This window comes from Chryseobacterium sp. (assembly GCF_022869225.1).
In the GTDB taxonomy this organism is placed as follows: Bacteria; Bacteroidota; Bacteroidia; order Flavobacteriales; family Weeksellaceae; genus Chryseobacterium.
In genome coordinates, this window is record NZ_JALIHL010000001.1 from 2979711 (window position 1) to 3002461 (window position 22751).

24 protein-coding genes and 1 pseudogene are annotated in these 22751 nt (G+C 38.2%); 10 read left to right on the forward strand and 15 right to left on the reverse strand.

The window, feature by feature from the left end; translation table 11 throughout:
- The first annotated feature begins 415 nt into the window (after positions 1-415).
- The 3 genes from MUW56_RS13875 (at position 416) to MUW56_RS13885 (ending at position 1997) form a co-directional block, all read left to right on the forward strand.
- Positions 416-1441 carry an LLM class flavin-dependent oxidoreductase gene (locus MUW56_RS13875; protein WP_292013735.1) on the forward strand — a complete coding sequence of 342 codons (1026 nt, stop codon included), beginning with the start codon at positions 416-418 and terminating at the stop codon, positions 1439-1441.
- Between the two features lie 117 nt (positions 1442-1558).
- A complete protein-coding gene (locus tag MUW56_RS13880) occupies positions 1559-1699 on the forward strand; it encodes a hypothetical protein (protein ID WP_292013736.1) in 141 nt (46 codons plus the stop codon).
- A 121-nt stretch (positions 1700-1820) separates the two neighbouring features.
- Complete coding sequence (locus tag MUW56_RS13885) at positions 1821-1997, forward strand: hypothetical protein (RefSeq protein ID WP_292013737.1); 177 nt, start codon at positions 1821-1823, stop codon at positions 1995-1997.
- A gap of 105 nt (positions 1998-2102) precedes the next feature.
- Here MUW56_RS13885 and MUW56_RS13890 read toward each other — a convergent pair whose 3' ends face one another.
- Positions 2103-5138: an SMC family ATPase gene (locus tag MUW56_RS13890; protein WP_292013738.1), complete on the reverse strand. Its 3036-nt coding sequence runs from the start codon at positions 5136-5138 to the stop codon at positions 2103-2105.
- Between the two features lie 3 nt (positions 5139-5141).
- Positions 5142-6347 (reverse strand): exonuclease subunit SbcD, encoded by a 1206-nt coding sequence (locus MUW56_RS13895; protein ID WP_292013739.1) that lies wholly within the window; start codon positions 6345-6347, stop codon positions 5142-5144.
- Positions 6348-6486: 139 nt separating this feature from the next.
- Here MUW56_RS13895 and MUW56_RS13900 point away from each other — a divergent pair, with 139 nt between their 5' ends.
- The 3 genes from MUW56_RS13900 (at position 6487) to MUW56_RS13910 (ending at position 8175) form a co-directional block, all read left to right on the forward strand.
- A complete protein-coding gene (locus MUW56_RS13900; protein WP_292013740.1) occupies positions 6487-7299 on the forward strand; it encodes a hypothetical protein in 813 nt (270 codons plus the stop codon).
- Between the two features lie 13 nt (positions 7300-7312).
- Positions 7313-7558 carry a VF530 family protein gene (locus MUW56_RS13905; protein WP_292013741.1) on the forward strand — a complete coding sequence of 82 codons (246 nt, stop codon included), beginning with the start codon at positions 7313-7315 and terminating at the stop codon, positions 7556-7558.
- 116 nt (positions 7559-7674) lie between these two features.
- Complete coding sequence (locus MUW56_RS13910; RefSeq protein WP_292013742.1) at positions 7675-8175, forward strand: FKBP-type peptidyl-prolyl cis-trans isomerase; 501 nt, start codon at positions 7675-7677, stop codon at positions 8173-8175.
- A gap of 160 nt (positions 8176-8335) precedes the next feature.
- Here MUW56_RS13910 and MUW56_RS13915 read toward each other — a convergent pair whose 3' ends face one another.
- The 3 genes from MUW56_RS13915 to MUW56_RS13925 all read right to left on the reverse strand — a co-directional run bounded on the left by MUW56_RS13915 (position 8336) and on the right by MUW56_RS13925 (position 11714).
- The gene (locus MUW56_RS13915; RefSeq protein WP_292013743.1) at positions 8336-8929 is read right to left on the reverse strand and encodes a hypothetical protein; all 594 of its coding nucleotides are present in this window, start codon (positions 8927-8929) and stop codon (positions 8336-8338) included.
- Positions 8930-8933: 4 nt separating this feature from the next.
- On the reverse strand, positions 8934-9311 hold the full coding sequence (locus tag MUW56_RS13920) for a YchJ family protein (RefSeq protein ID WP_292013744.1): 378 nt from the start codon (positions 9309-9311) through the stop codon (positions 8934-8936).
- 261 nt (positions 9312-9572) lie between these two features.
- The gene (locus tag MUW56_RS13925; protein ID WP_292013745.1) at positions 9573-11714 is read right to left on the reverse strand and encodes a M3 family metallopeptidase; all 2142 of its coding nucleotides are present in this window, start codon (positions 11712-11714) and stop codon (positions 9573-9575) included.
- Between the two features lie 249 nt (positions 11715-11963).
- On the opposite strand from MUW56_RS13925, the gene MUW56_RS13930 reads away from it, so the two are divergent.
- Complete coding sequence (locus MUW56_RS13930; RefSeq protein WP_292013746.1) at positions 11964-12779, forward strand: head GIN domain-containing protein; 816 nt, start codon at positions 11964-11966, stop codon at positions 12777-12779.
- A 7-nt stretch (positions 12780-12786) separates the two neighbouring features.
- Here MUW56_RS13930 and MUW56_RS13935 read toward each other — a convergent pair whose 3' ends face one another.
- The 5 genes from MUW56_RS13935 to MUW56_RS13955 all read right to left on the reverse strand — a co-directional run bounded on the left by MUW56_RS13935 (position 12787) and on the right by MUW56_RS13955 (position 17224).
- Positions 12787-14670, reverse strand: a complete 1884-nt coding sequence (locus MUW56_RS13935) for a monovalent cation:proton antiporter-2 (CPA2) family protein (RefSeq protein WP_292013747.1) — start codon at positions 14668-14670, stop codon at positions 12787-12789.
- A gap of 3 nt (positions 14671-14673) precedes the next feature.
- Positions 14674-15195, reverse strand: a complete 522-nt coding sequence (locus MUW56_RS13940; RefSeq protein WP_292013748.1) for an NAD(P)H-dependent oxidoreductase — start codon at positions 15193-15195, stop codon at positions 14674-14676.
- A 202-nt stretch (positions 15196-15397) separates the two neighbouring features.
- The gene (locus MUW56_RS13945; protein ID WP_292013749.1) at positions 15398-16210 is read right to left on the reverse strand and encodes a YgcG family protein; all 813 of its coding nucleotides are present in this window, start codon (positions 16208-16210) and stop codon (positions 15398-15400) included.
- The gene (locus tag MUW56_RS13950) at positions 16191-16619 is read right to left on the reverse strand and encodes a TPM domain-containing protein (protein WP_292013750.1); all 429 of its coding nucleotides are present in this window, start codon (positions 16617-16619) and stop codon (positions 16191-16193) included. Before MUW56_RS13950 ends, MUW56_RS13945 begins: the two co-directional genes overlap by 20 nt.
- Positions 16619-17224, reverse strand: a complete 606-nt coding sequence (locus MUW56_RS13955) for a LemA family protein (protein ID WP_103291666.1) — start codon at positions 17222-17224, stop codon at positions 16619-16621. The genes MUW56_RS13950 and MUW56_RS13955 overlap by 1 nt, the downstream gene beginning before the upstream one ends.
- 75 nt (positions 17225-17299) lie before the next feature.
- Here MUW56_RS13955 and MUW56_RS13960 point away from each other — a divergent pair, with 75 nt between their 5' ends.
- A complete protein-coding gene (locus MUW56_RS13960; protein WP_292013751.1) occupies positions 17300-17800 on the forward strand; it encodes a dihydrofolate reductase in 501 nt (166 codons plus the stop codon).
- A 69-nt stretch (positions 17801-17869) separates the two neighbouring features.
- Positions 17870-18438, forward strand: a pseudogene (locus tag MUW56_RS13965) (DUF2892 domain-containing protein).
- A 63-nt stretch (positions 18439-18501) separates the two neighbouring features.
- On the opposite strand, the gene MUW56_RS13970 reads toward MUW56_RS13965, so the two are convergent.
- From MUW56_RS13970 to MUW56_RS13990, 5 genes are read right to left on the reverse strand one after another with little or no spacing between them, the layout of a single operon-like run.
- Entirely contained in the window at positions 18502-19134 is a 633-nt protein-coding gene (locus MUW56_RS13970) for a trimeric intracellular cation channel family protein (RefSeq protein ID WP_292013752.1), read from the reverse strand.
- Between the two features lie 49 nt (positions 19135-19183).
- A complete protein-coding gene (locus MUW56_RS13975; protein ID WP_292013753.1) occupies positions 19184-19555 on the reverse strand; it encodes a four helix bundle protein in 372 nt (123 codons plus the stop codon).
- Positions 19556-19578: 23 nt separating this feature from the next.
- Complete coding sequence (coaD, locus tag MUW56_RS13980; RefSeq protein ID WP_047098871.1) at positions 19579-20043, reverse strand: pantetheine-phosphate adenylyltransferase; 465 nt, start codon at positions 20041-20043, stop codon at positions 19579-19581.
- 3 nt (positions 20044-20046) lie between these two features.
- Positions 20047-20499 carry a hypothetical protein gene (locus MUW56_RS13985; protein ID WP_292013754.1) on the reverse strand — a complete coding sequence of 151 codons (453 nt, stop codon included), beginning with the start codon at positions 20497-20499 and terminating at the stop codon, positions 20047-20049.
- A complete protein-coding gene (locus MUW56_RS13990) occupies positions 20499-21488 on the reverse strand; it encodes a D-alanine--D-alanine ligase (RefSeq protein WP_292013755.1) in 990 nt (329 codons plus the stop codon). Before MUW56_RS13990 ends, MUW56_RS13985 begins: the two co-directional genes overlap by 1 nt.
- Before the next feature lie 154 nt (positions 21489-21642).
- On the opposite strand from MUW56_RS13990, the gene MUW56_RS13995 reads away from it, so the two are divergent.
- Positions 21643-22737 carry a PASTA domain-containing protein gene (locus MUW56_RS13995; RefSeq protein ID WP_292013756.1) on the forward strand — a complete coding sequence of 365 codons (1095 nt, stop codon included), beginning with the start codon at positions 21643-21645 and terminating at the stop codon, positions 22735-22737.
- Positions 22738-22751: the final 14 nt, after the last annotated feature.

Genomic DNA, 22751 nt, shown 5'->3' on the forward strand with positions numbered 1-22751 from the left:
ATACAATTAATTACAATCCAGTCTAAGTTCTAGACTGGATTTTTTGTTTCTGCTAAAAGCTATTGGAAAACGCAAAGACGCAAGATTATTGAATATCTCATGTAATAAGACGCAAGGATTTTATCTGCGATAAAATTTTATACTGTATAATTTATTTTATATCACCCTGATTTTGCAGATTACCCTGATTTTCATAGCATCTGCGTAATCTGTTTGATCTGGATAAATTTAATTTGAATTCTGAAAATCTTTGATTTTCTTGCGCCCTTAGACTTATGCATAATGTATGATATTCCTTGCGTCTTTGCGTTTTCCAACAAATCATGGCTTGATAATGTCAAGACTTCAGATCTTAACAAACATCAATGTTTTTAATTTTTTGTAATCGTAATTTTGTGTATCTAAAATCAACAATATGGAATTAGGAATAGGAATGTTCGGCGATCTGGCTTTTGACCAGGCTACCGGAAAATATAGAGATGCAGGAACTAAGATCCGTGAAATACTGGATCAGATCAAATTAATGGATGAGGTGGGAATTGATGTTTTTGCGATGGGAGAGCACCACCGTCCTGATTATGCCGTTTCATCACCGGAAATAGTATTGGCAGCAGCGGCAAGTATTACTAAAAATATAAAACTGGCAAGTGGAGTGACTGTTCTAAGTTCTTCGGAGCCGGTAAAGGTATATGAAGATTTTTCAACACTGGATCTGATCTCAGATGGAAGAGCAGAAATATTCGTGGGACGTGGAAGTTTCATTGAGTCATTTCCTTTGTATGGGTATTCATTGAATGATTACGAACAGTTATTTGACGAAAAATTAGAATTATTACTGAAAATTAATTCTGAAGAAAACGTAAGCTGGTCTGGAAAACTTCGGGCTCCGATGCAGAATCAAACGGTGTATCCAAGAGCAAAAAATGACGGGAAGCTTTCAATCTGGAGAGCTGTGGGAGGAACTCCGCAGTCTGTCTTAAGTGCCGCCCAGCTGGGAATGCCTTTGGTAGTAGCCATTATTGGAGGAATGCCTATTCAGTTTAGAAACCTGATCGAATTCTATAAACAGGAATACCAAAAAGCAGGGCATGATGTTTCGAAGATGCAGATCGCCATTCATTCCCATACTTTTGTGAGTGAAGATCAGAACGTTGTAGACGGATATTTTCACAATTACAAATCCCAGATGGATAGGATAGGCGCCTCCAGAGGCTGGGCTCCCTATACCAAAATGCAGTATGACGGAGGAAGAAGCAAAGACGGAGCATTATTTATCGGCAGCCCGGCAGAAGTAGCTGATAAAATCGCTTATATGAAAGAGATTTTCGGAATTACAAGATTTATCGGACATATGGATGTAGGAGATCCGGCTCATGAAGTGATGATGAAATCTATTGAATTATTCGGGAAAGAAGTAAAACCCGCTGTAAAAGGACTGTAACAGGCAAGTTTATATCAAATGCAGGGCATAAATCCCGGATTGTCTTATTCCTGTTCAGCCCGGACTGCCACAAAGTTTGAGACCCGATGAAGATATTTTATCTCGAAATTATAACAGATGCTAGAAAAGAGAGAGGAATTCCTGGCGAAGATTGCGAGTGAAGCTCACACCGGAAACAGGCTTTTAGATATACGGAAAGGAGACCAGAAAAGGTCTCCTTTTTTATTTTTTTTTAAAATATTAGTGACAGATCTTTAATTCAGTGATCATTATTAAAACTGAAAAAATGAAACAAATAGTAGTTGCCTCAGACTTTTCCAACAGCGCAGGCAATGCCCAGGTATACGCTCTGTCCCTTGCAAAAATATAACGGTACTGAATGCCATACATTCTACAGAAGACATCAACAACTGTACGTACCCATTTTATTGAAGATTATTACGTGAGTAAAAGACCGGCTCTGAAAGAATGGACCGAAACCTTCAGCAATCATGAACAATATAAAGATATTCCGGTTAAAGCCATTTGTGATGCTGGTTGTCTTAAAAACAGCTGAGCTTGTATAGAAATTCCAAACAGATGAATCCATTGTTATAACCCACAGAAGATTTTAAACCCTTTGTTTTGGATTAATTTGTGACTTTTGCGGTTTAAGGATTAATTAGACGATCTCAATCAGGCTTCCTCTTTTCTCATCCTTGATAATATTGAGGGCTGTAGGAATCTTTTCTTTCAGCTCTTCCACATGGGAGATGATGCCTACAATCCTGTTTTCCTTTATCAGGTTGGTCAGCGTTTCAAATACGATACTGACAGACTCTGCATCCTGAGTTCCGAAGCCTTCATCAATAAAAAAGAAATTCTTGTCTGCCTTTGCATTGGCCTGAACACTTTCAGCCAGCGCTAGTGCTAGGCTCAATGATACCTGAAAAGCCTGGCCTCCGGAAAGTGTTTTTACACTTCTGCTTCTTCCTTCGTTGAGGTAATCAATAATTTCAAAATCATTGTTTTCATTGAGCTGCAGGCTCAGCTGGTTCTTTGTCATTCTGTGGAAGCGTATATTCGCATGATCACACAGCTGCCTCAGATAAATAGAGGAAACGTACTGTACGAAGCCTGCTCCTTTAAACAGGTTCATCATTATTTTTAAATTTTCAGAGCGTTTCTGAAGCTTTGCCAATTCTTTTAAAAGGTTCTCTTTTTTCACAAATTCCTTTTCCAGCCGGTCTATTTCCGCGGTTTTCGTTACCACAGAATCGCTTATTTGTTTCTGTTCAATTTGCGCTTCATTGAAAAACTTCTCAGTCAAAGAAAACTGTTCGTTATCGAATGAAAGTCCTTTCAGTTTTACTTCCAGCTCTCCGATGAACTTTTTTAAAGCTTCAAAATCAACCTTGAAATGCTGGATCTTAGCCCTTACAAGTTGAATGTCGATTTCCTGAACTAAAATATCCTCAACCTCTTTAAAATCTGTGAAATTTTGACCTGCTAAAGCTTGGGCAATAGCTTCTTTATTTTCCGAAATTTCCTTCTCAAATTCTGTAATCTGTTTTTCAGATTGGCTGACAATGGCTTTTTGTTCTGCCAGTTTTGGGGAGAGCAGTTTTTCCTGTTGTAGCGCCTTCTGATAATTGTCTTCTGTTTCCTTGTTGGAGAACACTAGCTTTTGGTAAGTTTCTTCAACTTCTTCCATTGCCTTTTGGGCATACAGATCCCAATCCAGAATCTTAAGCCCGGAACGGCTGATATTGATCTGTTCCTGCTTCGAAACTTCTTCCATCCGGAAAGCTTCCAGTGCACTCTTATACTTTTCCAGAAGTCTGGTCTCTTTTTCCAGCGTTTCGCGCTCCAGGGCTATGTTTCGCTCAGTTTCTTCAATCTTTTTTTCTAAAGTAAATGAGCCGGAACGTTTTTTCTCAAACTCCTCTTCGTGAGCAGGAGAAAATTGTTTCCATGTAAAATTCATGATGTGATTTTCAATATCTTTCAGGATCTGAAGCACTACTTTCTGTTCCGAATGAAGCTGTTCTTCAAATATTTTTTTGCGGTCCAGAATTTTATCAATTTCAGTTTCCTGTTTTTGAATGCCGGTCATTTCCTGCTCAACGGATGTCATTTTATCCTGAATTTCCTGCAGTTCAGTATTGACATCATGAAATTCTACAACATGAGGATGTTCTTTAGAACCACAGAGAGGACAGTTTTCACCATCATGAAGTTCACTGGCAAAACGGGAGAGTTCCTTTTGGACTTTTAAATGATCCAGCTTCTGGGAAAGCTCCTTTTTCTTCGTCTCTAAGACTTCTTTCCTGGTTTTGAAATCTTCCTTATAATGTTGATGATAGGCAAAAGGTTTTAATTCCTCTGCAATTTCCCCGATCTGCTTTTGATATTTCTCAATCTTTTCAACCTGTTCCTGCTGTGATTTTTTTAAATTTTTTTGTTGAATAAACCAATTTCCCACTTCAGAAAGCAAAGCGGAATCTAGTTTTTGTTCTTTGAATGCTTTACTATTTGAAGAAAGCGCATCAATCTTTTTTTGAATCTTCTCTTTAGTAAGGTCTACCTCTTTTACCTTTTGAGAACCTTTCTGAGTTCTTTCATTCAGGACTTTGATTTCTTCGGAAAACTTGAGGATTTGTATGATGAGGTTTAAATCATTTTCCTGTGTTCTGGATTGTTCCAAAGCCTTAAACTGAGGTTCAAGAACAGTAAGCTGTTCCTTTATCATATTAAACGCTTTTTCAGTCTCCTGCCAGGTTTTAATCTGTTGTTCTCTCTGATCCCGCTTATCTGCAATTTCTTTTGAAAGCTTATTTTTCTCCTTAATCAAAGGATCGAAGAGCCTGAAAGTAACGTCGTATAATTCAGCCTGTGCTTCCAGAGCATCCATTTGGGGCTTCTCTTCAGAAAGTCTGCTGAATTTTTCCTTATTCTGCTGTAAACTTTCAAAATCACTTTTTAGGTTTTTCAGCTGTTGATAGGTATTGGAAATCTTTTCCAGCTTTTCATTCGATTCGGAGAGCTTTCTCTGTTCCTCAGCTAGTTGCTCTTTTTGAACCTGGATCTTTTCCTCATTGATTTCTTCAAAACCTTTTAATTGTCCTTCAAGCTGATCGAGTTCAGATTTGTTTGTAACATTGAGTATAGAAACATTGTTTTGAAGATCAAATTTTTGGAGATTGAAAATCTCCTTCATCATATTGGTTCTTTCTGCAGCACCCAGCTCCAGAAATTCTTTAAACTGCCCCTGCGGGATAATGATCGTTCGTTTAAAATTGGGATAGCTTAAACCTATGATTGTTTCTGCATTTGAATGGTTTAAAGGAACCCATTTACCATTAATATTCTCATAAAAAGTAACGGTATTAGGTTTTACTTCCTCGAATTTTTTTGAATTTCGTTTAAAATCCCTCGCAGCACGGAAGAGTTTATTCTCGTAATTCAAAAAATCAAACGCTATATAAGAACTGTCTGATTTTAAATTCATCATGTTGTAAGCCCTTTTATCACGCATATTAAGGCGCTCTGTTTCACCATACAACGCAAACGAAATGGCCTCCAGTATGGATGACTTTCCTGAACCTACAGCCCCGAAAATACCGAATAATCCTGCATTAGTAAGATTTTTGAAATCAATGGTCTGGCGTTCCTGATAGGAATATAAACCTTCAATAGTTAATTGGATTGGGATCATTGGTTAGGCATTTAAAATTTCGTTAAACAAATTCATCAGTTCCTCATTGGCTTCCTGGCCGCCGTTTTTAGATTTAAAATAATCCTTGAATAATGCTCCGATATCTTGATTTAAATTAATCTGCTGTTCCTCGATTTCAACAGTTTCCCGGATTTTGACTCTGGGAATAAGATGAACAATTCCGTTGTGTGACTGGTAGATCCGCTTTCTTTCATCAGCGGTTAAAAATGTTTCGCTTTCCAATGTCAGTTCAATAAATGTATTGGGATTTTCATGCAGCCACTGAACAGTATCTTCAACGGAGGTAAAAGTTTTTCTTACCAGCGCTCTGCCATTTTTCAAAACCTTTTTTTTCCATATAACGGCCTTTCCGGGAACCGCTTCAATGATGGAAACATATTTTTTCTGCCCGGCTTCGCTAAAACTGTAGCATAAAGGAGAGGAAGAATAAATCACAGGCTTTTCTGCAGTTCCGATATTTTGAAAACCATGCAGATGGCCTAAGGCCGTATACTGGATCTGATCAGGAATACTATCCGAGTAGATAAGATCTGCATTTCCGATTTTAATAGGTTTTTCTCCTTCCGGCTCTTCTAAAATTTCGGATCCCCTTTTGTTCATATACAGATGGGCAGCCAGGAGATTAACCCCTGAATCATCACAAAACTGATTGGCAAGATGTTTCCAGGTTTCGGAAAGAACTTTATTGATTTCCTCTTCTTTATTCTCTCCGAAATATTCTTTTAAACGGATCTCATTCGCAAAAGGAGTGTGAAGAATTCTTACCGGGAAATCTATACTTTCAATGTTCAGTTCTATAAAACCTTCTTTTGAATTTGAAATTTTGAAATATTCTGTACCCAAAGGCATAATTTCAGCGTTGGGATGTCCTATTAAAATAATTCCGCACTCCCTTGCCAACGGGTCCGGAGCATTGATCAGGTTGGGTGAGTCATGATTCCCGGAAATAGCAATCACAGGACGTTTACCGTTTTGAGATAAACGTTTCAGTGTTTTGTAAAACAGCTCAACCGCTTCTACGCCCGGATTAAAATTGTCAAAAAGGTCACCGGCAACAAGAACAAGGTCGATATCTTCCTCATCAGCAATACCGATAATCTCTTCCATCACCAGAATTTGCTCTTCCAGGCGGGAAAAGCGATCCAATCGTTTGCCTAAATGCCAGTCGGCGGTATGCAGAATTTTCATAGATCAAAAATAAGAAACAAAAAGGCAATGTAAAATTTTATGAGATGAAATATGGATTTTGAAGACAGGTTATTGAATTGAGTGAAAACTTTAGTCAAGTAGATGTATTTATTCCTACTTTTGGTTAAAATTAATTTTCATGAGAGATTTTCTAACTTTTTTATTTATTTCGTTGGGCGTGTTTATAAATGCCCAAAATCTTGAAAAAAATGCAGAAATAAGACAAGAGGGTATCGAATTGTACCGGAGTGAAATGGCAAGCTGGTATGGTACTGATGTTTTTAAAGAAAATTATACTCAATCAGAAAATGTAGGGGGTTATTTTTCTTATATTAACGAAAGAGTTCCTACATGTATTTTTTTTTCCAAAAAGAATAAAGTGATCGCAACGATATCCTTTCCCGCAAATTATAATCCAAAAGATGCCAAAAAGGATTTTACTGAAAGAGATTTTACACCCTTAGAGAAAGATTACTTTAGCATAAGACAGAATGCACTGAAAAGGGTACAAAATGATACCATTTTTAAAAATTATAAAGATGCCAACCTCAATTTTGTTCCCATTATCAGAAATACTATGAAAAAGGTTTATGTGTTAAGCGGACCCTCTATTGATAATATTGTCATTTTTGGGAATGATTATCTCCTCACTTTTAATGATAAAAATGAAGTTAAAAATGTAGAAAAGCTCCATAAAGGGATGATCGTACAAAAGATTATTGATGAAGATGGCCCGGCGGTTGGAGGTGCCCATAGTCATGTATTGGAAAATTGGCAGGAAATAACCCCTACAGATATCTGCACATTAATGCTTTATCAGAGGTTTACCAATTGGGATCAGTATACCGTGGTTTCAAAAGATTATATAAGTTTTTGGGACTGTAAGTCGAATGATTTGACGATTATAAAATCCGAAGATTATGAGAAAATGACAGCTAAAGAGAAAAAATAAAAAAATAAAGATAATGTTACAGTCCAAAGATCCCTTACACGGAAAAAGACTTGATGCGATTCTTGAAGAATTGGTAGAATACTACGAAGGATTCGGGAAACTAGGTGAGCAGATCAATATAAAATGTTTTACAGATAACCCGAGCATTAGTTCTTCGCTGAAGTTTTTAAGAAAAACACCCTGGGCAAGAACAAAAGTGGAGAGCTTATATCTCTTTATGCTCAGACAGAGAAAACGGGATGAAAAGATGGGGAATTAGAACCCAATATATGGCTTTAAGATTCTTCTTTTAACACTTTTCCTCTAAACAATCATGTGAAAAACAGTATATTTGTGCTGTTAATCGTGGAAAAACTCACGAAAAAAAAAGAAAATATGACAATTGAAAACAACCATGTTGTAGCTGTAAGTTACATACTTCACACAATCGAAGAGGATGGAAGTAAGATTCTTGTAGAAGAAACAACAGCAGAAAATCCACTTACATTTTTGTACGGGGTAGGAATGATGATTCCAAAGTTTGAACAAAATATCCTTGGTTTGAAAGCTGGTGATAAAGCTGCTTTTACGATTCAGCCTGAAGAAGCTTATGGTGAAAAACAGCCGGATGCCATTGCGCAACTGCCGATTGAAATGTTTAAAGAATCTGGAACTCCGCCTGTTGGAGCTATTTTGCCTTTATCTGATAATCAGGGGAATAATTTTCAGGCATTTGTAGTAGAAGTAACACCGGAAGTTGTAGTGGCAGACCTTAACCATCCCATGGCAGGAAAAGTTTTAGATTTCCAGGTGGAAATTTTAAACACACGTCCGGCAACGGAAGAAGAATTGGCACATGGTCATGCTCATGGAATTGACGGAACAGATGCTCACTAAAAAATAATATAAATGTCCGGCAAAGTCGGACATTTTTTTGCAAAAAATAAACCACAGTTAGTCTGTGGTTTATTTCTTATAAGTTCTATTATGCTTGGCATTCCTCTCCGCTGGAGAGGTGGCAAATCTTCGATTTGCCGGGGTGGGTTAGTCTGCACCTTTACGCTGCATCATATTCAGTAACGTCAATAAACGTCAGAAACCACTTTGCCCCAATCTTGGTCATGACAAATCTGAATCCGTTGACAGGGGCCTTTTCCTTACTGTTCTCAGCAAGAGTTACAAAGACCACATGTTGAGGATCGGAATTGATCTTAAAAATATCCTGGTCCTTTACAGGATACCGGTCCAAAAAATTGTTAGCATAATCATTGACGGCATTGGAGTTAAACTGAACAAATAATCCCTCTTTTATCCATTTTTTAGTTGCTGAATCATATTCGGGTGCTGCTGCAAACTGAATCGGAGATTGATTGCTGATATTCCATGCTTTTGATATATACCCTAACGGCATACTGAAATCAACATCTTCATTTAAAACAAACCCCAGATCGCCGCCACTTCTAAAAAGCACACCCACTCCGTAAGTTTTGTCTACATACTTATTCATAAGATTACCGTTTTTAGTCTGGAATCCTTTTAAAATATCAGTGACAGCAGCTGAAATCTGCTTTTTATCCTCAGTGGTCTGTGCATTGAAAAAACTAAAACTGCAAAGCAGAAATAGCATGGTGTATATAATATTCTTCTTCATATGATTAACTTAAAAATTCCCCTGAAACATAATACCAACGTTCATGCATTTTTTGAAAAACAGAAAATTCGTGATGAACTTGTGGATTCCCATCCTGGTCCGTATAATAAGCTTTAAACTCTACATGGTGTAAAGCCGGTGTCCGGATAATTTCCAGTTTTGTCCACTGGTTAATTTCTCCCCATTCCTGAAGATCCTGTTTATGGTGATATTTTCGTTTTCCGGGCAGAGTGGTTTCCATTAAATATTCACCGTTGGGAATAGCAAAAGCCGAAAATCGGGAACGCATCAATGCCTCCGCAGTCGGAGCATGTTTCTCTCCGGTATGATAAGGTTTGCAGCATTCTTCGTAGGATTTTCCTGAACAGCAGGGACAGTCCATATCGTTGATTTTAAATTTTGAAGCACAAAAATAATAAATATCAATAGAAACGGCTTCCGCATATTTGAATTTTATGATTTATAATGCAACCAATATGCTGAAGTGAAGAATTTCAAATTCAATAGGAATGGGCTTTAGCCCGTTAAAAATAGACAAACAAAAATCCACCGGCTTTAGCCGAAACATAGAAAATCTTATCTCTCGAGATGTGTTTAGGTCTGTATAAAAAAGAAGCACTCTAAAAGAATGCTTCTTATTAATTTATTTAATAAACCCTCTGTTTCTTAATAAAGGTTTGATATCCGGATCATGTCCTGTGAAATCTCTGAATGCCTGGTTCAGATCTACAGAATTACCTACGGAAAGGATATATTTTCTGAAACGGTCACCATTTTCTCGGGTTAACCCTCCATTGTTTTTGATCCATTCCCATGCATCATTATCCAATGTCTCAGACCATAGATAGGCATAATATCCCGCTGAATAGCCTCCGCCCCAGATGTGTGCAAAATAAGGAGTGTGATATCTAGGAGGAACTGTTGCTAAAGTAAATCCGTGATTTGCCAAAGATTGTTTTTCAAAATCTAAAACAGGGATAAACTGGCTTTCGTTAGTGACCGTATGCCAATCCATATCCAGTTCAGCAGCAGAAACCAATTCAGTGGTCATATACCCCTGGTTGAAAGTCGCTGCTTTTTTGATTTTATCAACCAACGTCTGTGGAATTGGCTGTTTTGTTTCGTAATGAACCGCATAATTTTTCAGAACAACCGGATCTAAAGCCCAGTGCTCATTGATCTGTGACGGGAACTCTACAAAGTCTCTCGGTACGTTGGTTCCTGACAGAGAAGGATATTTCTGGCTGGCAAACATTCCGTGAATGGAGTGACCAAATTCATGGAATATCGTTGACACATCATCATAGCTGATTAATGAAGGTTTTCCCGGAGCTGGTTTCTGATAATTGTAACAGTTGACGATTACCGGTTTTGTTCCCAATAAATAAGACTGCTCAACAAAGTTACTCATCCAGGCACCGCCGTTTTTAGAATCTCTTGTGTAGAAATCCAGATAATAGATCGCAATGGATTTTCCATCGTGATCGAAAACTTCATACGTCACTACATCAGGATGATAGACAGGAAGATCTGTTCTCTTTTTGAAAGTAAGACCATAGAATTTTTCAGCAGCAAAGAAAACCCCTTTTTCCAGAACAGTGGTGATTTCAAAATATGGCTTTATCTCACTCTCGTCCAGATCAAATTTCGCCTTTCTTACTTGTTCAGCATAGAAATTCCAGTCCCATGGTTCTACTTTGAAACCTCCTTTTTGCTGGTCGATCAGATCCTGAATATCTTTTGCTTCCCGTTTTGCGGTTTCCACTGCCGGAGTGGCAATCTGGTTCATCAGTTGGGTAGCGGCTTCCGGAGTTTTGGCCATCTGATCCTGAAGTTTCCACGCGGCAAAGTTTTTCTTTCCTAAAACCTGAGCTTTTTTAAGTCTGAGCTTAGCCAGCTTTTCAATCGTTTCTCGGGTGTCATTAGCATCTCCTTTTTCAGCTCTGGACCATGAAGCTTTGAATAACTTTTCTCTGGTAGCTCTGTTTTTTAAATTTTGTAAAAGAGGCTGCTGGGTTGTATTTTGTAAAGCCAAAAGGTATTTTCCTGGCTGTCCTGCCGTTTTGGCATCCGCTGCTGCCGCTGCAATCTCGTCAGCAGAAAGTCCGTCCAGTTCTTTGGCATCAGAAAAGAATATGCCGCCCTGCTTTCTTGCCTCCAGTAATTTATTGGAATACTGAGTGGAAAGGGAAGCCAGTTCCTGGTTGATCTGCTTTAATTTTTCCTTATCTGCAGTAGAAAGGTTCGCTCCTGCAATTTCAAAATTCTGTTTATAATATTGTACCAGCCTTTTGCTTTCAGAATCAAGTCCGTTTTCTTGGATTGACTGTATTCTTTTATAAAGATTTTCATTCAGATACATTTTATCGGAATGAGCGGCAAAAATAGGCGCATATTCTTCATCTAAAGCCTGTAAGGTCGGGTTGGTATTGGCACTTGTCAAATTGGAGAAGACAATTTGTGCTCTTCTCAATACTTCGCCGCTTTTTTCAAGCGCAACGATAGTATTTTCGAAAGTAGGGGCCGACGGATTATTGGCAATTTTTATAATTTCAGCTTCATGTTGTTTTAAACCGAAGTCAAAAGCAGGTTTGAAATGCTCATTTTTAATTTTGTCAAATTCCGGGGCTTCGTACTGAAGCCTGCTTTTCTTCATAAAAGGATTTGAAGATAAAGAAGGGTCGGGTGCAGGAAGTTCCTGTTGAGTATCGGTTTGTTTCATTGTAGTACAAGATTGATTGAACGCCAAAGCAGAAATTAATAATACCGATGAAATATTCTTCATAAAATAGTTGTTATTAAAGCATAAAGATATTAAAAACTTGCATCATAGAAGGTATTTGGGCGAATGTATTTAGCGGAACAGATTGGCGTATTTCAAATGAATAAGAGTGAAGGCTGCCGTCTGAGGGTGTATTTCAAAAGACTGATGCTACAGGCAGGCATAGTATTTTTCAAACATGATGTAATATTTTTCATAAATTAGTTGTTATAAATAATAATAGCAGAATAATAATCTATAAAATAAATAATCATGAAAACAAGGACTCTTTTTATTTTTTCAGCCTTAGTGGTATTAGCCTCATGTAATGAAAGACATGAGAAAAAAAACAGGGATAAAAGTGACTGGGTGGAAAAAGTAATCAGCAAGGAAAGCGGCCCCGTACAGCAAAAAGAATTCAATGGCGACTTTGATGAAATTCAGGTTTCTCAGGCGATAGAAGCTGAAGTGATAAAATCAGAAACCGAAAAAGTTGTGATTTCTGCTCCTCAAAGCATCATCGGTGAAATTCTTGTCGATAATGATGGCGGAAAACTGCATATTCACTATAAGCCAGGTATCCGAGTGATGAATACCAATAAAGTAACAGCAAAGATTTATGCTAAAGATTTTACAAAACTTATCGCCGGATCGGCAGCAAGTATCCGAGTGAAAGATAAATTTACACAGGAAAAAACAGATGTTGATATATCGAGTGCAGGAAGTATTTCCGGGAATCTGGAAGCCAACGACCTGGAAATTAATGTTAACAGCAGCAGCAGCTTCAGCGGAAAAATCTGGGCTGTGAATCTTGATATTGAAGCTTCATCAGGAGCGAGCATTGATATTTCAGGAAAGACCAAAAACGCTGATGTCAGCTCTTCTTCAGGCAGCAGTATTTCGGCCAAAGAAGTTATTGCAGATCATGTAAAAGCAGATGCCTCCAGTGGGGGAAGTGTTGAGATAAGCGCCGTTTCTACCGTTAAAGCAGAAGCATCTTCCGGTGGAAATGTAGATATATCTAAAAAAGGCGAACTTAAAACGGTAAGTAAAGAAGAAAGCAGCGGCGGAAGTGTAACGATCCAATAAATTAACCCTAGGGTTCGTCCTCCTCTTCTTCATCTGCAGATGAGGAACCTTCCCAATTTTTATTGTCAAAATTAAGATTGTCATAAGCTAATAATTCCTCCTCTCGTTGGAGGATTTCTTTTGTGGTAAACAGCAGGATTTCATCCTCATTATCCTGGGCTTTGGCCAATCTTCTGATAGATGCTTTATCTATTGCCATAAATCTCTGCCCGAGACGCCTTGCTGCGTATTTTCTCATTCCTGTCTCATGAAGTACATCAACAGCCATATCCACAGCAGTTCCTAAAGTCTCACGGTAGATGTGGTTAATTCCATTATTGAGATAATCATAGGCATCAATCCTGTTTTTGGCTCTTACAAAAATTTTCACATTCGGATAATGTTCGCGGACCAGATCTGCAATGAATTTGTTATCATCCGGATCATCCAGGCATAAAACCAAAATTTCTGCCTCCTCAATTCCTGCAGCTCTTAAAATAGGAATTCTGGTGGCATCTCCATAATATACTTTAAAACCATAGCTCCGAAGAAGTTTTACACGATCTGAATCTCTGTCCAACACAGTAGCTGGTATTTTGTTAGCCTTTAAGAGACGGCCAACCGTGCTTCCAAAGTGGCCAAACCCTACAATGATAATTTTCTTTTGGGCCACATCACTATCAAGAATATTGAAATCATGATCTTCTTCAGGAATTTCTTTGATGAATTTCGGAGTAATCAATTTATCATTTATAATCAGGAGCACAGGGGTTATACACATGGTAATAGCCGTAACAGCCATAAGCTGTGCATTCAGTTCCGGGCTTAAAAGATAAAGATCAGAAGCATAATTGATCAGTACAAAAGCAAATTCTCCTACCTGAGAAAGAGCAAATGCATAGAAAAGACTCTGCGGGGTATCGATCCTGAAAAATTTTCCGATGGTATATAAAACGATGAACTTAACGGTCAATACGGCAAAGACCGTACTGAAAATGAACAAAGGATCCTGTTGGATAATGTTAAAGTTGATCGTAGAACCTACACTGACGAAAAAGACCGCCAGCAGCAATCCTTTAAAGGGATTGATCTGTGCTTCCAGTTCGTGGCGGAATTCACTGTTGGCAAGCATAACTCCGGCAAGGAAAGCTCCTAATGCAGGCGAAAGCCCAATAACGACCATCAGTTCAGAAACTCCAATCACCAGAAATAGGGACGAGGCGGTCAGCAGCTCTGTCATTCCTGCTTTTGAAACATACCGTAAAAAAGGAACAAATATATATCTTCCCAGTAAGATCAGTATGGCTACTCCGATAATTACAGTTCCGGCTTGCAGCCATTCCGGCAGTTTCTGAATCAGGATCTGAATTTCGTTATCATGATGCTTTGCTTTGTAATTGGCAATGATCGGAAGTATCGCCAGAATAGGAATGACTGAAATATCCTGAAACAGCAGGGTGGAAAATGAAGCTTCTCCTGCCGTTGTTTTAAGGTTGTTTTTTTCCTGTAACGTCTGCAGGACAATAGCCGTGGAAGATAAGGCAAAACACATGGCCACAGCAATTGCTTTATCTATTCTCCAGCCTACACTGATGAACACCAGAAACAGTAATGAAATCGTAAGGAGCATCTGGGTGAGACCCAGTCCCATTATTTTCTTACGCATTTCCCAAAATTTCCGGGGCTCCAGCTCCAGGCCAACGATAAATAAGAGCATAATAACCCCAAATTCACTGGCATGCATAATATCATTGACATTATTTCCGGTCAGTCTGAGCACGTACGGACCTATAATAATTCCTCCTAAAATATAACCGATCACAGAGCTTAAACCCAATTTTCTGGCCAGTGGAACCATAATAATGGCCACCCCGAGGAAAATTAATATACTCATCGCTAAGCTCGATTCCATAGACTATTGATTGAGAAGTTCTGTAAATTCTTTTTTATGTAAAATAATTTCTTTTTTAGATAACTTATTAGCTTCGTAAACGATCTTGATGTGTTTGATGTCAGCCTTGAAAACCTTTAAAGAAACAAGAAGCCCGCTGATCAGTTCTTCAATGGTGTATTCATAGGTTCCTGTTTTGCTGAAAGACCTTTCTTTTCCTCCGGTGGTTACAAGGATATAAACCTCTTTATTCTCCAGGGGATTGTGTTTTCCGGGCTGTAGCCAGTCCCGGTCAAAGACTTCATCGATCCACAATCTTAATAAGGGAGGCATTCCAAACCATATCAATGGAAACTGAAAGATAAAGCGGTCATAATTTGCCAGGCGTTTTCTTTCTCTGAAAGCGGCAATATGAAAGTCAGGATATTCTTCGTATAGATCTCTTAAGGTATAATGCTGATGGCGAACGTAGAAATTGATGAGCTCTACATTCGAATTGGAGTGCTCCAGATAGGGGTGTGCAAATACTACCAACGTCTTCTTCATAATCCTGTTTTCAGTAAATATAGTAAAAAAATATTGAAAGAAAGAAGGTTTTTGTGTTGATTTATTAATTTTTTAACATGTTAAAGTCAAATTAACGTTAATAAAAGTCAAAAAAATGGGATTTTTTTATGTTTTAAACAAAAAATCAGGCCGTAAAGACCTGATCTGTATTTTTTATGGTATAGTACTACTGTATGGAAGACTACCATCCTCCGGATGCACCGCCTCCGCCGAAGCTTCCACCGCCGCCGAAGCCTCCGAATCCGCCACCGCCGCCGGAACTTCCACCACCAAAGCCGCCGCCTCCGAAGCTGCCGGGGAATGGGAAAAAGCCGCCAGGATAGTTTCTGCGTCCCCTTCTGCTGATGATCACATCGTCGTCGTCATTATTTCCGCCGCCACGTCCGCCGCCACTGTTACCAAAGAGAATGGCAATAATGATAAAGATAATAAAAGCGATCACCAGTACTTTAAATGCACTTCCGTTACCGGAAGGAGCGGTGGTTTCTACAGGTTTAAATTTTCCCTGAACAGCCTCCATAATTGCTGAGGTACCCCGGTTTATCCCTTCATACCAGAGCCCTTTCCTGAAATTAGGCGTAACAATGTAATCTAAGATCTGCCCTGCAACTGATGCCGTCAGGTATTGTTCTACAGCTCTTCCCTGCTGGATAGACATGGTTCTGTCTTCGGTAGCAATAAGGAAAACCACTCCGTTGTCCACCCCTTTTTTTCCGATCTTCCATTTCTGACCAAACATGGTTGCCAAAAAGTTGACATCTTCTCCTTTGGTAGACTTGATGATGACCACTTCAATTTCCGTTGAGGTGGTGTCTGCAAATTTGATCAGCTTGTTGTTCAGCTCATCTTTTTCCTGCTGGGAAAGAAGACCGGCTTCATCAAATACCGGATACAGCACTGCCGGTTTTTCAGGAATGGTATATTGTGCTGATACAAAGGTGTAAAAGCAGATCAGTAAAAATGAAAATACTATTTTAAGAGAACGTAATTTCATTTGGGAGTTGATTTGGGTTTTCTCCTTCTACAGGAAAATGTTTTTTGAGTTCAAGGCCGGTTTCGAGGATTGCACTTTTCAATGCTTTATAATAATTTCCTTTGGCAAATTCAGCCGTAATATAGTCATGCAGATGATCCCAATACGATTGGTTTACTTTTTCATGGATCCCGATATCTCCAATGATGGTCAGGTATTTTTGTTCAAAATTAATATGAAAAAGCACCGCATTTCGATCAGTTGTTTTATCCATGCGAAGCTCTTTGAAAACTTCAAATGCGGTTTTTGCAGTGCGCTCTTCCGTATTGGAATCAATGTGCACCCTGATCTCGCCCGTAGAATGGTCTTCTGCTGACTGAATCGCTTCCACAAGGGAAGCGATCTGCTGATTTGTAAGGAAATTACTCATTATTTGAATACTTCAGGGGCCTTTTGGGCTCCAGCCTCAGCTTTGAAATAAGGTTTTTCTTTAAAGTTGGTAAAATTCGCCAAAATATTATTCGGGAAAGTTTTGATAGAGGTATTGTAATCCTGTGCTGCTTCGTTGTAGTAAACCGTTTCGGTTCTGATGCTGTTTTCAATAGCGGTATACTCTCTCTGGAAGTTGATATACTGCTGGTCTGCTTTTAAGTTCGGATAAGACTCCACCACAGCCATCAATCTGCTTAAAGCACCTGATAACTCACCTTGTGCAGCCTGGAATTTAGCGATATCAGCATCGGTCATATTGGTAGGATCAATATTGATAGAAGTCGCTTTAGAACGGGCTTCAACTACCTGAGTCAAAGTTTCCTGTTCAAATTTCGAATAAGATTTTACCGTTCTTTCCAGATTCGGAATAAGATTCGCTCTTTTTTGATACACCGTCTCAATATTAGACCATTTTGTGTTGACATTCTGTTCTTTGGTTACAAAGCTGTTATATCCGCTTTTTCCCCAGAAGAATAAAACAGCAACAATAATAAGGAGGGCAATACCGATTGTTCCAGCGCCCAGACATCCTTTATTTTTCATAGTTTATTTTTTTTAATTTTTTGTGCTAATCAAATATACAAATTATGTGCTAATTTTGTAAAAAATTATATTTGAATGATAACAATAGTGGTAGCGATGGGAGAGAAGAATGAAATTGGTTTTGAAAACCGGTTGCTTTGGCATCTTCCGAAAGATTTAAAACATTTTAAAGAGATTACCTCAGGACATCCGGTGATTATGGGAAGAAAAACATACGAAAGTATTGGAAAACCTCTTCCTAACAGGACCAATATTGTTGTTTCAAGAAAGAAAGACTGGTTTGAGGAAGGAATTCTTATCGTAGGAAGCCTTAAAGAAGCCGTGAAGTTTGCCAAAAAAATCGATGAAGAAGTTTTTATTATCGGGGGTGGTAATATTTATCAGCAAACAATGGATTTTGTGGATAAGTTAGAAGTTACTTTAGTAAAGGCGGATCTTGAAGCAGATACGTTCTTCCCTACAATAGATGGGAAAATCTGGAAAAAAACAAATGAGACCTGCCACGAAAAAGATGAGAAAAACTCATATGATTTCTGCTTTCAGACCTATGAAAAGATAAAGGGCGAAGAGTTGTAGGAATTCTAACGGCTAACTTCTAGCTTCTAATCTCTAATTTATTTATCTTTGCACTTCTAAAATTTAATAATGAATAAATACATCAAAATTGTAATAGCAGCGCTTCTTATCCTTACAGGAGCTTATATGATGTTTTTTACAAGAAATATCGGTTGGGGGTTGTCATATTCCTTCTTGCTGCATTCCCTATTTTGCTTTTCTTTAAAAATGAATATATTCTTCTGGCTTTCTGGCAATTGAGAAAACAGAATATGGAAAAGGCTGCAGAATGGCTGACTAAGATCACCAATTATCAGACTCAGCTTCATCGATCTCAATACGGATACTTCCACTATTTATTAGGATTGACACAAGCCCAGGACCATCCAGCGAAAGTAGAGCCTCTGATGAAAAAAGCATTGGAGTACGGCTTGAATATGAAGCATGACAGAGCAATGGCTACTTTAAATCTTGCCGCTGCGGCTATTTCTAAAGGAAGAAAACAGGAAGGGCAGAAGCTGTTGGAAGAAGCTAAGCGTTTAGACAGCGCAGGAATGATGACGGACCAGATCAAAATGATGAAAGATCAGTTGAAAATGCCATCCATGCAGAAGCATATGCACAATCCGAATATGAGACAGAGAGGAAAATTCTTTTAATGAAGAAAACCATAAAAATAAAAACATCTAATCCAATAGGTGTTTTTTTTTATTTCAAAGAATTTACATTTCCGAATTTTGATCATAGCCGTAAAACTTAGGCATCTGCCAGTGGTATTTCACTGCGAAAGTCCTAATGGCAACAATCAGCAAAATGGTAAAGATCTGTATAAAAGTAAATGATAGCGGGGTGTATTGGGTCATCAATAAAAATGCTGCTCCTCCCACAATACATGCTGTAGCATAGATTTCTTTTCTGAAAATCAAAGGAATCCTGTTAAGTAGAATGTCCCGGATAATCCCTCCGAAGCAGCCTGTAATAGTACCTAAGGCAATGCAGATCATAGGATGAATACCGGCATTCAATCCTTTCTGAACACCAATGATGGTAAACAGTCCCAGTCCGAAACTGTCGAAGATAAACAGGGTTACCTTAAAATTCTTTTCCAGAGATTTGAATACCATTGAAAATATGCTGGTAATCAGGATTAATGAACACATCAGCAGGTCATGCATCCAGAATACAGGAATATCCAGGAGAAGATCCCTTACAGTTCCTCCTCCTACAGAAGTCACAAAGGCAATGATAAGCACCCCAAACGGATCAAGCCGTTTCTGCATGGCTGCGAAACTTCCTGACATGGAAAAGGAGATGGTTCCAAGTACTTCTATGGCAAAGTTGAACTGTTCGTGCATATAATGTGAGTCATCAATAATGAGCAATGAGTAATAAAAATTATGCCATTTAAATTTGAGATAATTTAAACTTATAAGTAGTCATAACCTTTACAAGTTCTTCGCATTCTGTCTTTAAATGTAGAATTTTTTCCGGATTTAAATATTCTAATTCTTCAATAATTTCAAGCCAAAGTTGAGTTTCATCAATTTCTTCAACTACTATGCACATTTTAGCACATTTTTCTTTCTCCGATCTTGCTCTGGATACCGCTCTGTAATTAGCAGCCACAGAAGTTGCGGATCTGACAATTTGTTTCCTTATTATTGAAAAATCATCCGAATAAGGTAATAAAGAAAGAGTTCTAATGATAGCAATAGAAAAACTTTTGGTTCTTTCCCGGAAAATTTGGTTAAAATCTATCCTATCAAAATTACTCATTACTTATTGCTCATTACTTATATTTATCTCTCCACCCTCACCGAATCCGGAACCATCAGTTCATATTCTCCGCCATGAGTGATAATCTCCCTTACAATGCTGCTGCTGATAAAGGATTTTCCGGAAGAGGTCAATAAAAATACGGTTTCCAGTTTTTTGTGGGCTAAAGTTCTGTTGGTATGGGCGATTGCTTTTTCGAATTCAAAATCAGCAGGATTTCTCAGCCCTCTGATAATGTACTGTGCATTTTTTTCAAAACAGTAGTCTACGGTCAGACCTTCAAATGAGTCTACTTCTACATTAGGGAATTCTGCAACAGAATTTTGAATAAATTCCATTCTTTTTTCAAGAGGAAACATGTATTTCTTTTGAGAATTCTGCCCAATAGCAATAATTAATTTATCAAATAGCGGGGCCGCTCTTTCTATAATGTCATAATGTCCCAAGGTAATAGGATCAAAGGATCCTGGGAAAACAGCAATTTTCATATCCTAGTTGTTTTCGTTTGATTTTTCGTAGAACAGCCTTAGATTTTCAATATTTAGGCTGCAGTTGTTATTTAGAACCTGATTGGAAGAAAGATTTAAAATCAAATCATTTCTCCCTATAATTTTTGAATTTTTATAAAACTTATCCATCGGATGAAATTTAATCCTGCTTTCAAAATTTCCAATTTCGTTTTTCTTTATTATTCCTGAAAACAATACTTTATTGTCCAGTGATATGATTTCAAAATAATTGGGAACTTTTTCATTGTCAATGATAACATCATTTTTTTTGACATAATTGAAGCACTTTTGATCATCCAGATAGATGGCATCACCGGTAAAATTGATGTGCTTTGGCTCAAGTTGATTCTTTGGCAGGTGCAGCTCAAGGGTCTTATTGTTTTGAGCCCATGCTAAAGAAGAAATACATAATGAAATGGTAAGAAGCCTGATCATTACTTTTGTTTATTAAGCGCTTTTTCAACTTCATTTCCGCAAAGATCCATAATGGAAATTCCGTAATGCCTAGCCTGCTGAGGAAGAATACTGGCAGGAGAGAATCCCGGATTGGTATTCATTTCAAGCATATAAGGAATTCCGTCCATTAAAATGTACTCGCTTCGTGAAAAGCCGCTCATTCCAAGGGAATTGTAAGCCCTTTTGGCAATGTCTTCCACTCTTTTTGTGGTTTCATCGTCAATTCTTGCAGGGGTAATTTCTTCTGAAGCGCCTTCGTATTTTGCCTGATAATCGAAGAACTCATTTTTAGGAACGATCTCAGTGATTCCCAATACAATGGTTTCGCCTTTGAAATCGATAACTCCTACAGAAACTTCCATCCCATTTAGAAAACTTTCAATAAGGATCTCGTCATCTTCTTTGAAAGCAATCTCTGTAGCAGCGATCAACTCTGATTTTTCTTTTACTTTTGAAATACCTAAAGATGATCCGGACTGGTTAGGTTTTACGAAAACCGGTAACCCTAATTCTTCTATGATCTCCTCTGCATTGATGTTTTCTCCTTTTCTTAAATAAACACTTTTAGCAGAAGGGATTCCATATTTTGATAATACGGCCAGGGTATCTTTTTTGTTGAAAGTCAGAGCACTCTGGTAAAAGTCACACCCTGTATATTTTTGGCCTATTGCATCCCAGTAAGCTTGTAAAATACCATTCTCACCCGGTGTTCCATGAATGATATTGAAGCAGACATCAAATTTCAATATTCCGCCATTATCTAAAATTACAGAAAAATCACCTTTATTGAGGTCATATTTTTTATCATTTTCCCCTAAAAAATACCATTCATCTTTCAGGATTACTACTTTATATACATCATAAAGATTTCTGTCTAAAGAATCATAAATCAACTGCCCGCTTTTTAAAGAAACAACATATTCATCAGAATAGCCTCCCATTACTACGGCAACACTTTTTTTGTTCATAACCATATAGTATCAATTAAGGCAAATTTAATCATTTTATGCAATGCAATATGGGAAATCCGTAAATTTTAAAATCAAAAATGAATTGTTAAATAAAAAGCACATTCTAAAATTATTAGTTATATTTGCCGTTGTAATTAAAGTATTTTTAAATATGCTTAAATCACTTTTCAATTGGAAAGTTTTACTGAATTTAGTAATAGCCATCGGCGTTTTCGTGGGATTGGTATGGCTCACGTTTCGTTGGTTGGAATATCATACAAATCATGGCCAGGAAATACCTGTTCCCAATGTTGTTAATAAATCTGTACATGATGCCATCAAGATACTGGATGATACCGGGTTGGAATATGAAGTAGACAGTGCAAATTATGATCCCAAATACAGACCATTTCAGGTACTTCAGATTTATCCTTCACCAGGTTCCCGTGTAAAAGACGGAAGGACAGTACGGTTGAAGGTTAATCCTAGAACATGGGCTCAGATCGCTGTTCCTGATGTTATCAATAAATATTCGGGACTGGCTTTCCAGAGATTGGACCAGGTAGGTCTTAAGATCGGGGATACCATCTATGAACCAAGTATTCAGAAAGATGCTCTTTTGAGAATCTTATATAAAGGAAATGCAGTGAATCCCGGAACACGTTTACCTAGGTTCTCTGTCATTGATGTAGTGGTAGGAACGGGTCCTATGAGAAATATTTCAATTCCTAACGTTGTAGGGCTTTCGGTAAAAGAAGCCAGAGCCGTTATTACAAAAAGTATGTTTGAAGTAGGATTGGTAGAGTATGAAGATGGCGGAAAGGATGAATCTGATATCATTTACTATCAGGATCCGGCTGCCGGAGATGTACGTGACCAGGGGATGCAGATCGACTTATGGGCAAGTAAGCGAACTCCGGCTGAGCTAAGAGCTAAAGTGGAACAGCTGAATTCTATTTACCGTATGAAAGTAGATACTTCTCTGCCACCGGTACGATATGAAGAAGTTCATAATGAACCTGCTTATGAACCTCCTGTGATACCAGCGCCTGCTCCTAAGAAAGAAGTCCCTAAAGCTGAACCAGTAAAAACCGAGACTCCAAAAGTGCAGACCACAGCTCCCAAGCCAGCTGCATCAGGAACCGAAAAACCTAAAACTTCCACTAACAATCAGGCTACAGGAAGTACAGCCAAGCCTGCTGCTCCTGCCAATACGGGACAACAGCCCGCTCAAAAGCCAAAGGCTAAAAAAGTAGTGGTAGAATAATATCAAAAATAGTA

What these genes read in the sequence shown, in the direction of transcription:
- MUW56_RS13945 (WP_292013749.1), bottom strand. Translation starts at nt 16,210, where the DNA reads ATGAAATTACGTTCTCTTAAAATAGTATTTTCATTTTTACTGATCTGC.
- MUW56_RS13955 (WP_103291666.1), bottom strand. Translation starts at nt 17,224, where the DNA reads ATGAAAAATAAAGGATGTCTGGGCGCTGGAACAATCGGTATTGCCCTC.
- MUW56_RS13885 (WP_292013737.1), top strand. Translation starts at nt 1,821, where the DNA reads ATGCCATACATTCTACAGAAGACATCAACAACTGTACGTACCCATTTT.
- MUW56_RS13920 (WP_292013744.1), bottom strand. Translation starts at nt 9,311, where the DNA reads ATGGACTGTCCCTGCTGTTCAGGAAAATCCTACGAAGAATGCTGCAAA.
- MUW56_RS13880 (WP_292013736.1), top strand. Translation starts at nt 1,559, where the DNA reads ATGCTAGAAAAGAGAGAGGAATTCCTGGCGAAGATTGCGAGTGAAGCT.
- MUW56_RS13900 (WP_292013740.1), top strand. Translation starts at nt 6,487, where the DNA reads ATGAGAGATTTTCTAACTTTTTTATTTATTTCGTTGGGCGTGTTTATA.
- coaD (WP_047098871.1), bottom strand. Translation starts at nt 20,043, where the DNA reads ATGAAAATTGCTGTTTTCCCAGGATCCTTTGATCCTATTACCTTGGGA.
- MUW56_RS13990 (WP_292013755.1), bottom strand. Translation starts at nt 21,488, where the DNA reads ATGAACAAAAAAAGTGTTGCCGTAGTAATGGGAGGCTATTCTGATGAA.
- MUW56_RS13915 (WP_292013743.1), bottom strand. Translation starts at nt 8,929, where the DNA reads ATGAAGAAGAATATTATATACACCATGCTATTTCTGCTTTGCAGTTTT.
- MUW56_RS13940 (WP_292013748.1), bottom strand. Translation starts at nt 15,195, where the DNA reads ATGAAGAAGACGTTGGTAGTATTTGCACACCCCTATCTGGAGCACTCC.
- MUW56_RS13895 (WP_292013739.1), bottom strand. Translation starts at nt 6,347, where the DNA reads ATGAAAATTCTGCATACCGCCGACTGGCATTTAGGCAAACGATTGGAT.
- MUW56_RS13960 (WP_292013751.1), top strand. Translation starts at nt 17,300, where the DNA reads ATGATAACAATAGTGGTAGCGATGGGAGAGAAGAATGAAATTGGTTTT.
- MUW56_RS13975 (WP_292013753.1), bottom strand. Translation starts at nt 19,555, where the DNA reads ATGAGTAATTTTGATAGGATAGATTTTAACCAAATTTTCCGGGAAAGA.
- MUW56_RS13935 (WP_292013747.1), bottom strand. Translation starts at nt 14,670, where the DNA reads ATGGAATCGAGCTTAGCGATGAGTATATTAATTTTCCTCGGGGTGGCC.
- MUW56_RS13930 (WP_292013746.1), top strand. Translation starts at nt 11,964, where the DNA reads ATGAAAACAAGGACTCTTTTTATTTTTTCAGCCTTAGTGGTATTAGCC.
- MUW56_RS13970 (WP_292013752.1), bottom strand. Translation starts at nt 19,134, where the DNA reads ATGCACGAACAGTTCAACTTTGCCATAGAAGTACTTGGAACCATCTCC.
- MUW56_RS13890 (WP_292013738.1), bottom strand. Translation starts at nt 5,138, where the DNA reads ATGATCCCAATCCAATTAACTATTGAAGGTTTATATTCCTATCAGGAA.
- MUW56_RS13995 (WP_292013756.1), top strand. Translation starts at nt 21,643, where the DNA reads ATGCTTAAATCACTTTTCAATTGGAAAGTTTTACTGAATTTAGTAATA.
- MUW56_RS13910 (WP_292013742.1), top strand. Translation starts at nt 7,675, where the DNA reads ATGACAATTGAAAACAACCATGTTGTAGCTGTAAGTTACATACTTCAC.
- MUW56_RS13925 (WP_292013745.1), bottom strand. Translation starts at nt 11,714, where the DNA reads ATGAAGAATATTTCATCGGTATTATTAATTTCTGCTTTGGCGTTCAAT.
- MUW56_RS13950 (WP_292013750.1), bottom strand. Translation starts at nt 16,619, where the DNA reads ATGAGTAATTTCCTTACAAATCAGCAGATCGCTTCCCTTGTGGAAGCG.
- MUW56_RS13905 (WP_292013741.1), top strand. Translation starts at nt 7,313, where the DNA reads ATGTTACAGTCCAAAGATCCCTTACACGGAAAAAGACTTGATGCGATT.
- MUW56_RS13985 (WP_292013754.1), bottom strand. Translation starts at nt 20,499, where the DNA reads ATGATCAGGCTTCTTACCATTTCATTATGTATTTCTTCTTTAGCATGG.
- MUW56_RS13875 (WP_292013735.1), top strand. Translation starts at nt 416, where the DNA reads ATGGAATTAGGAATAGGAATGTTCGGCGATCTGGCTTTTGACCAGGCT.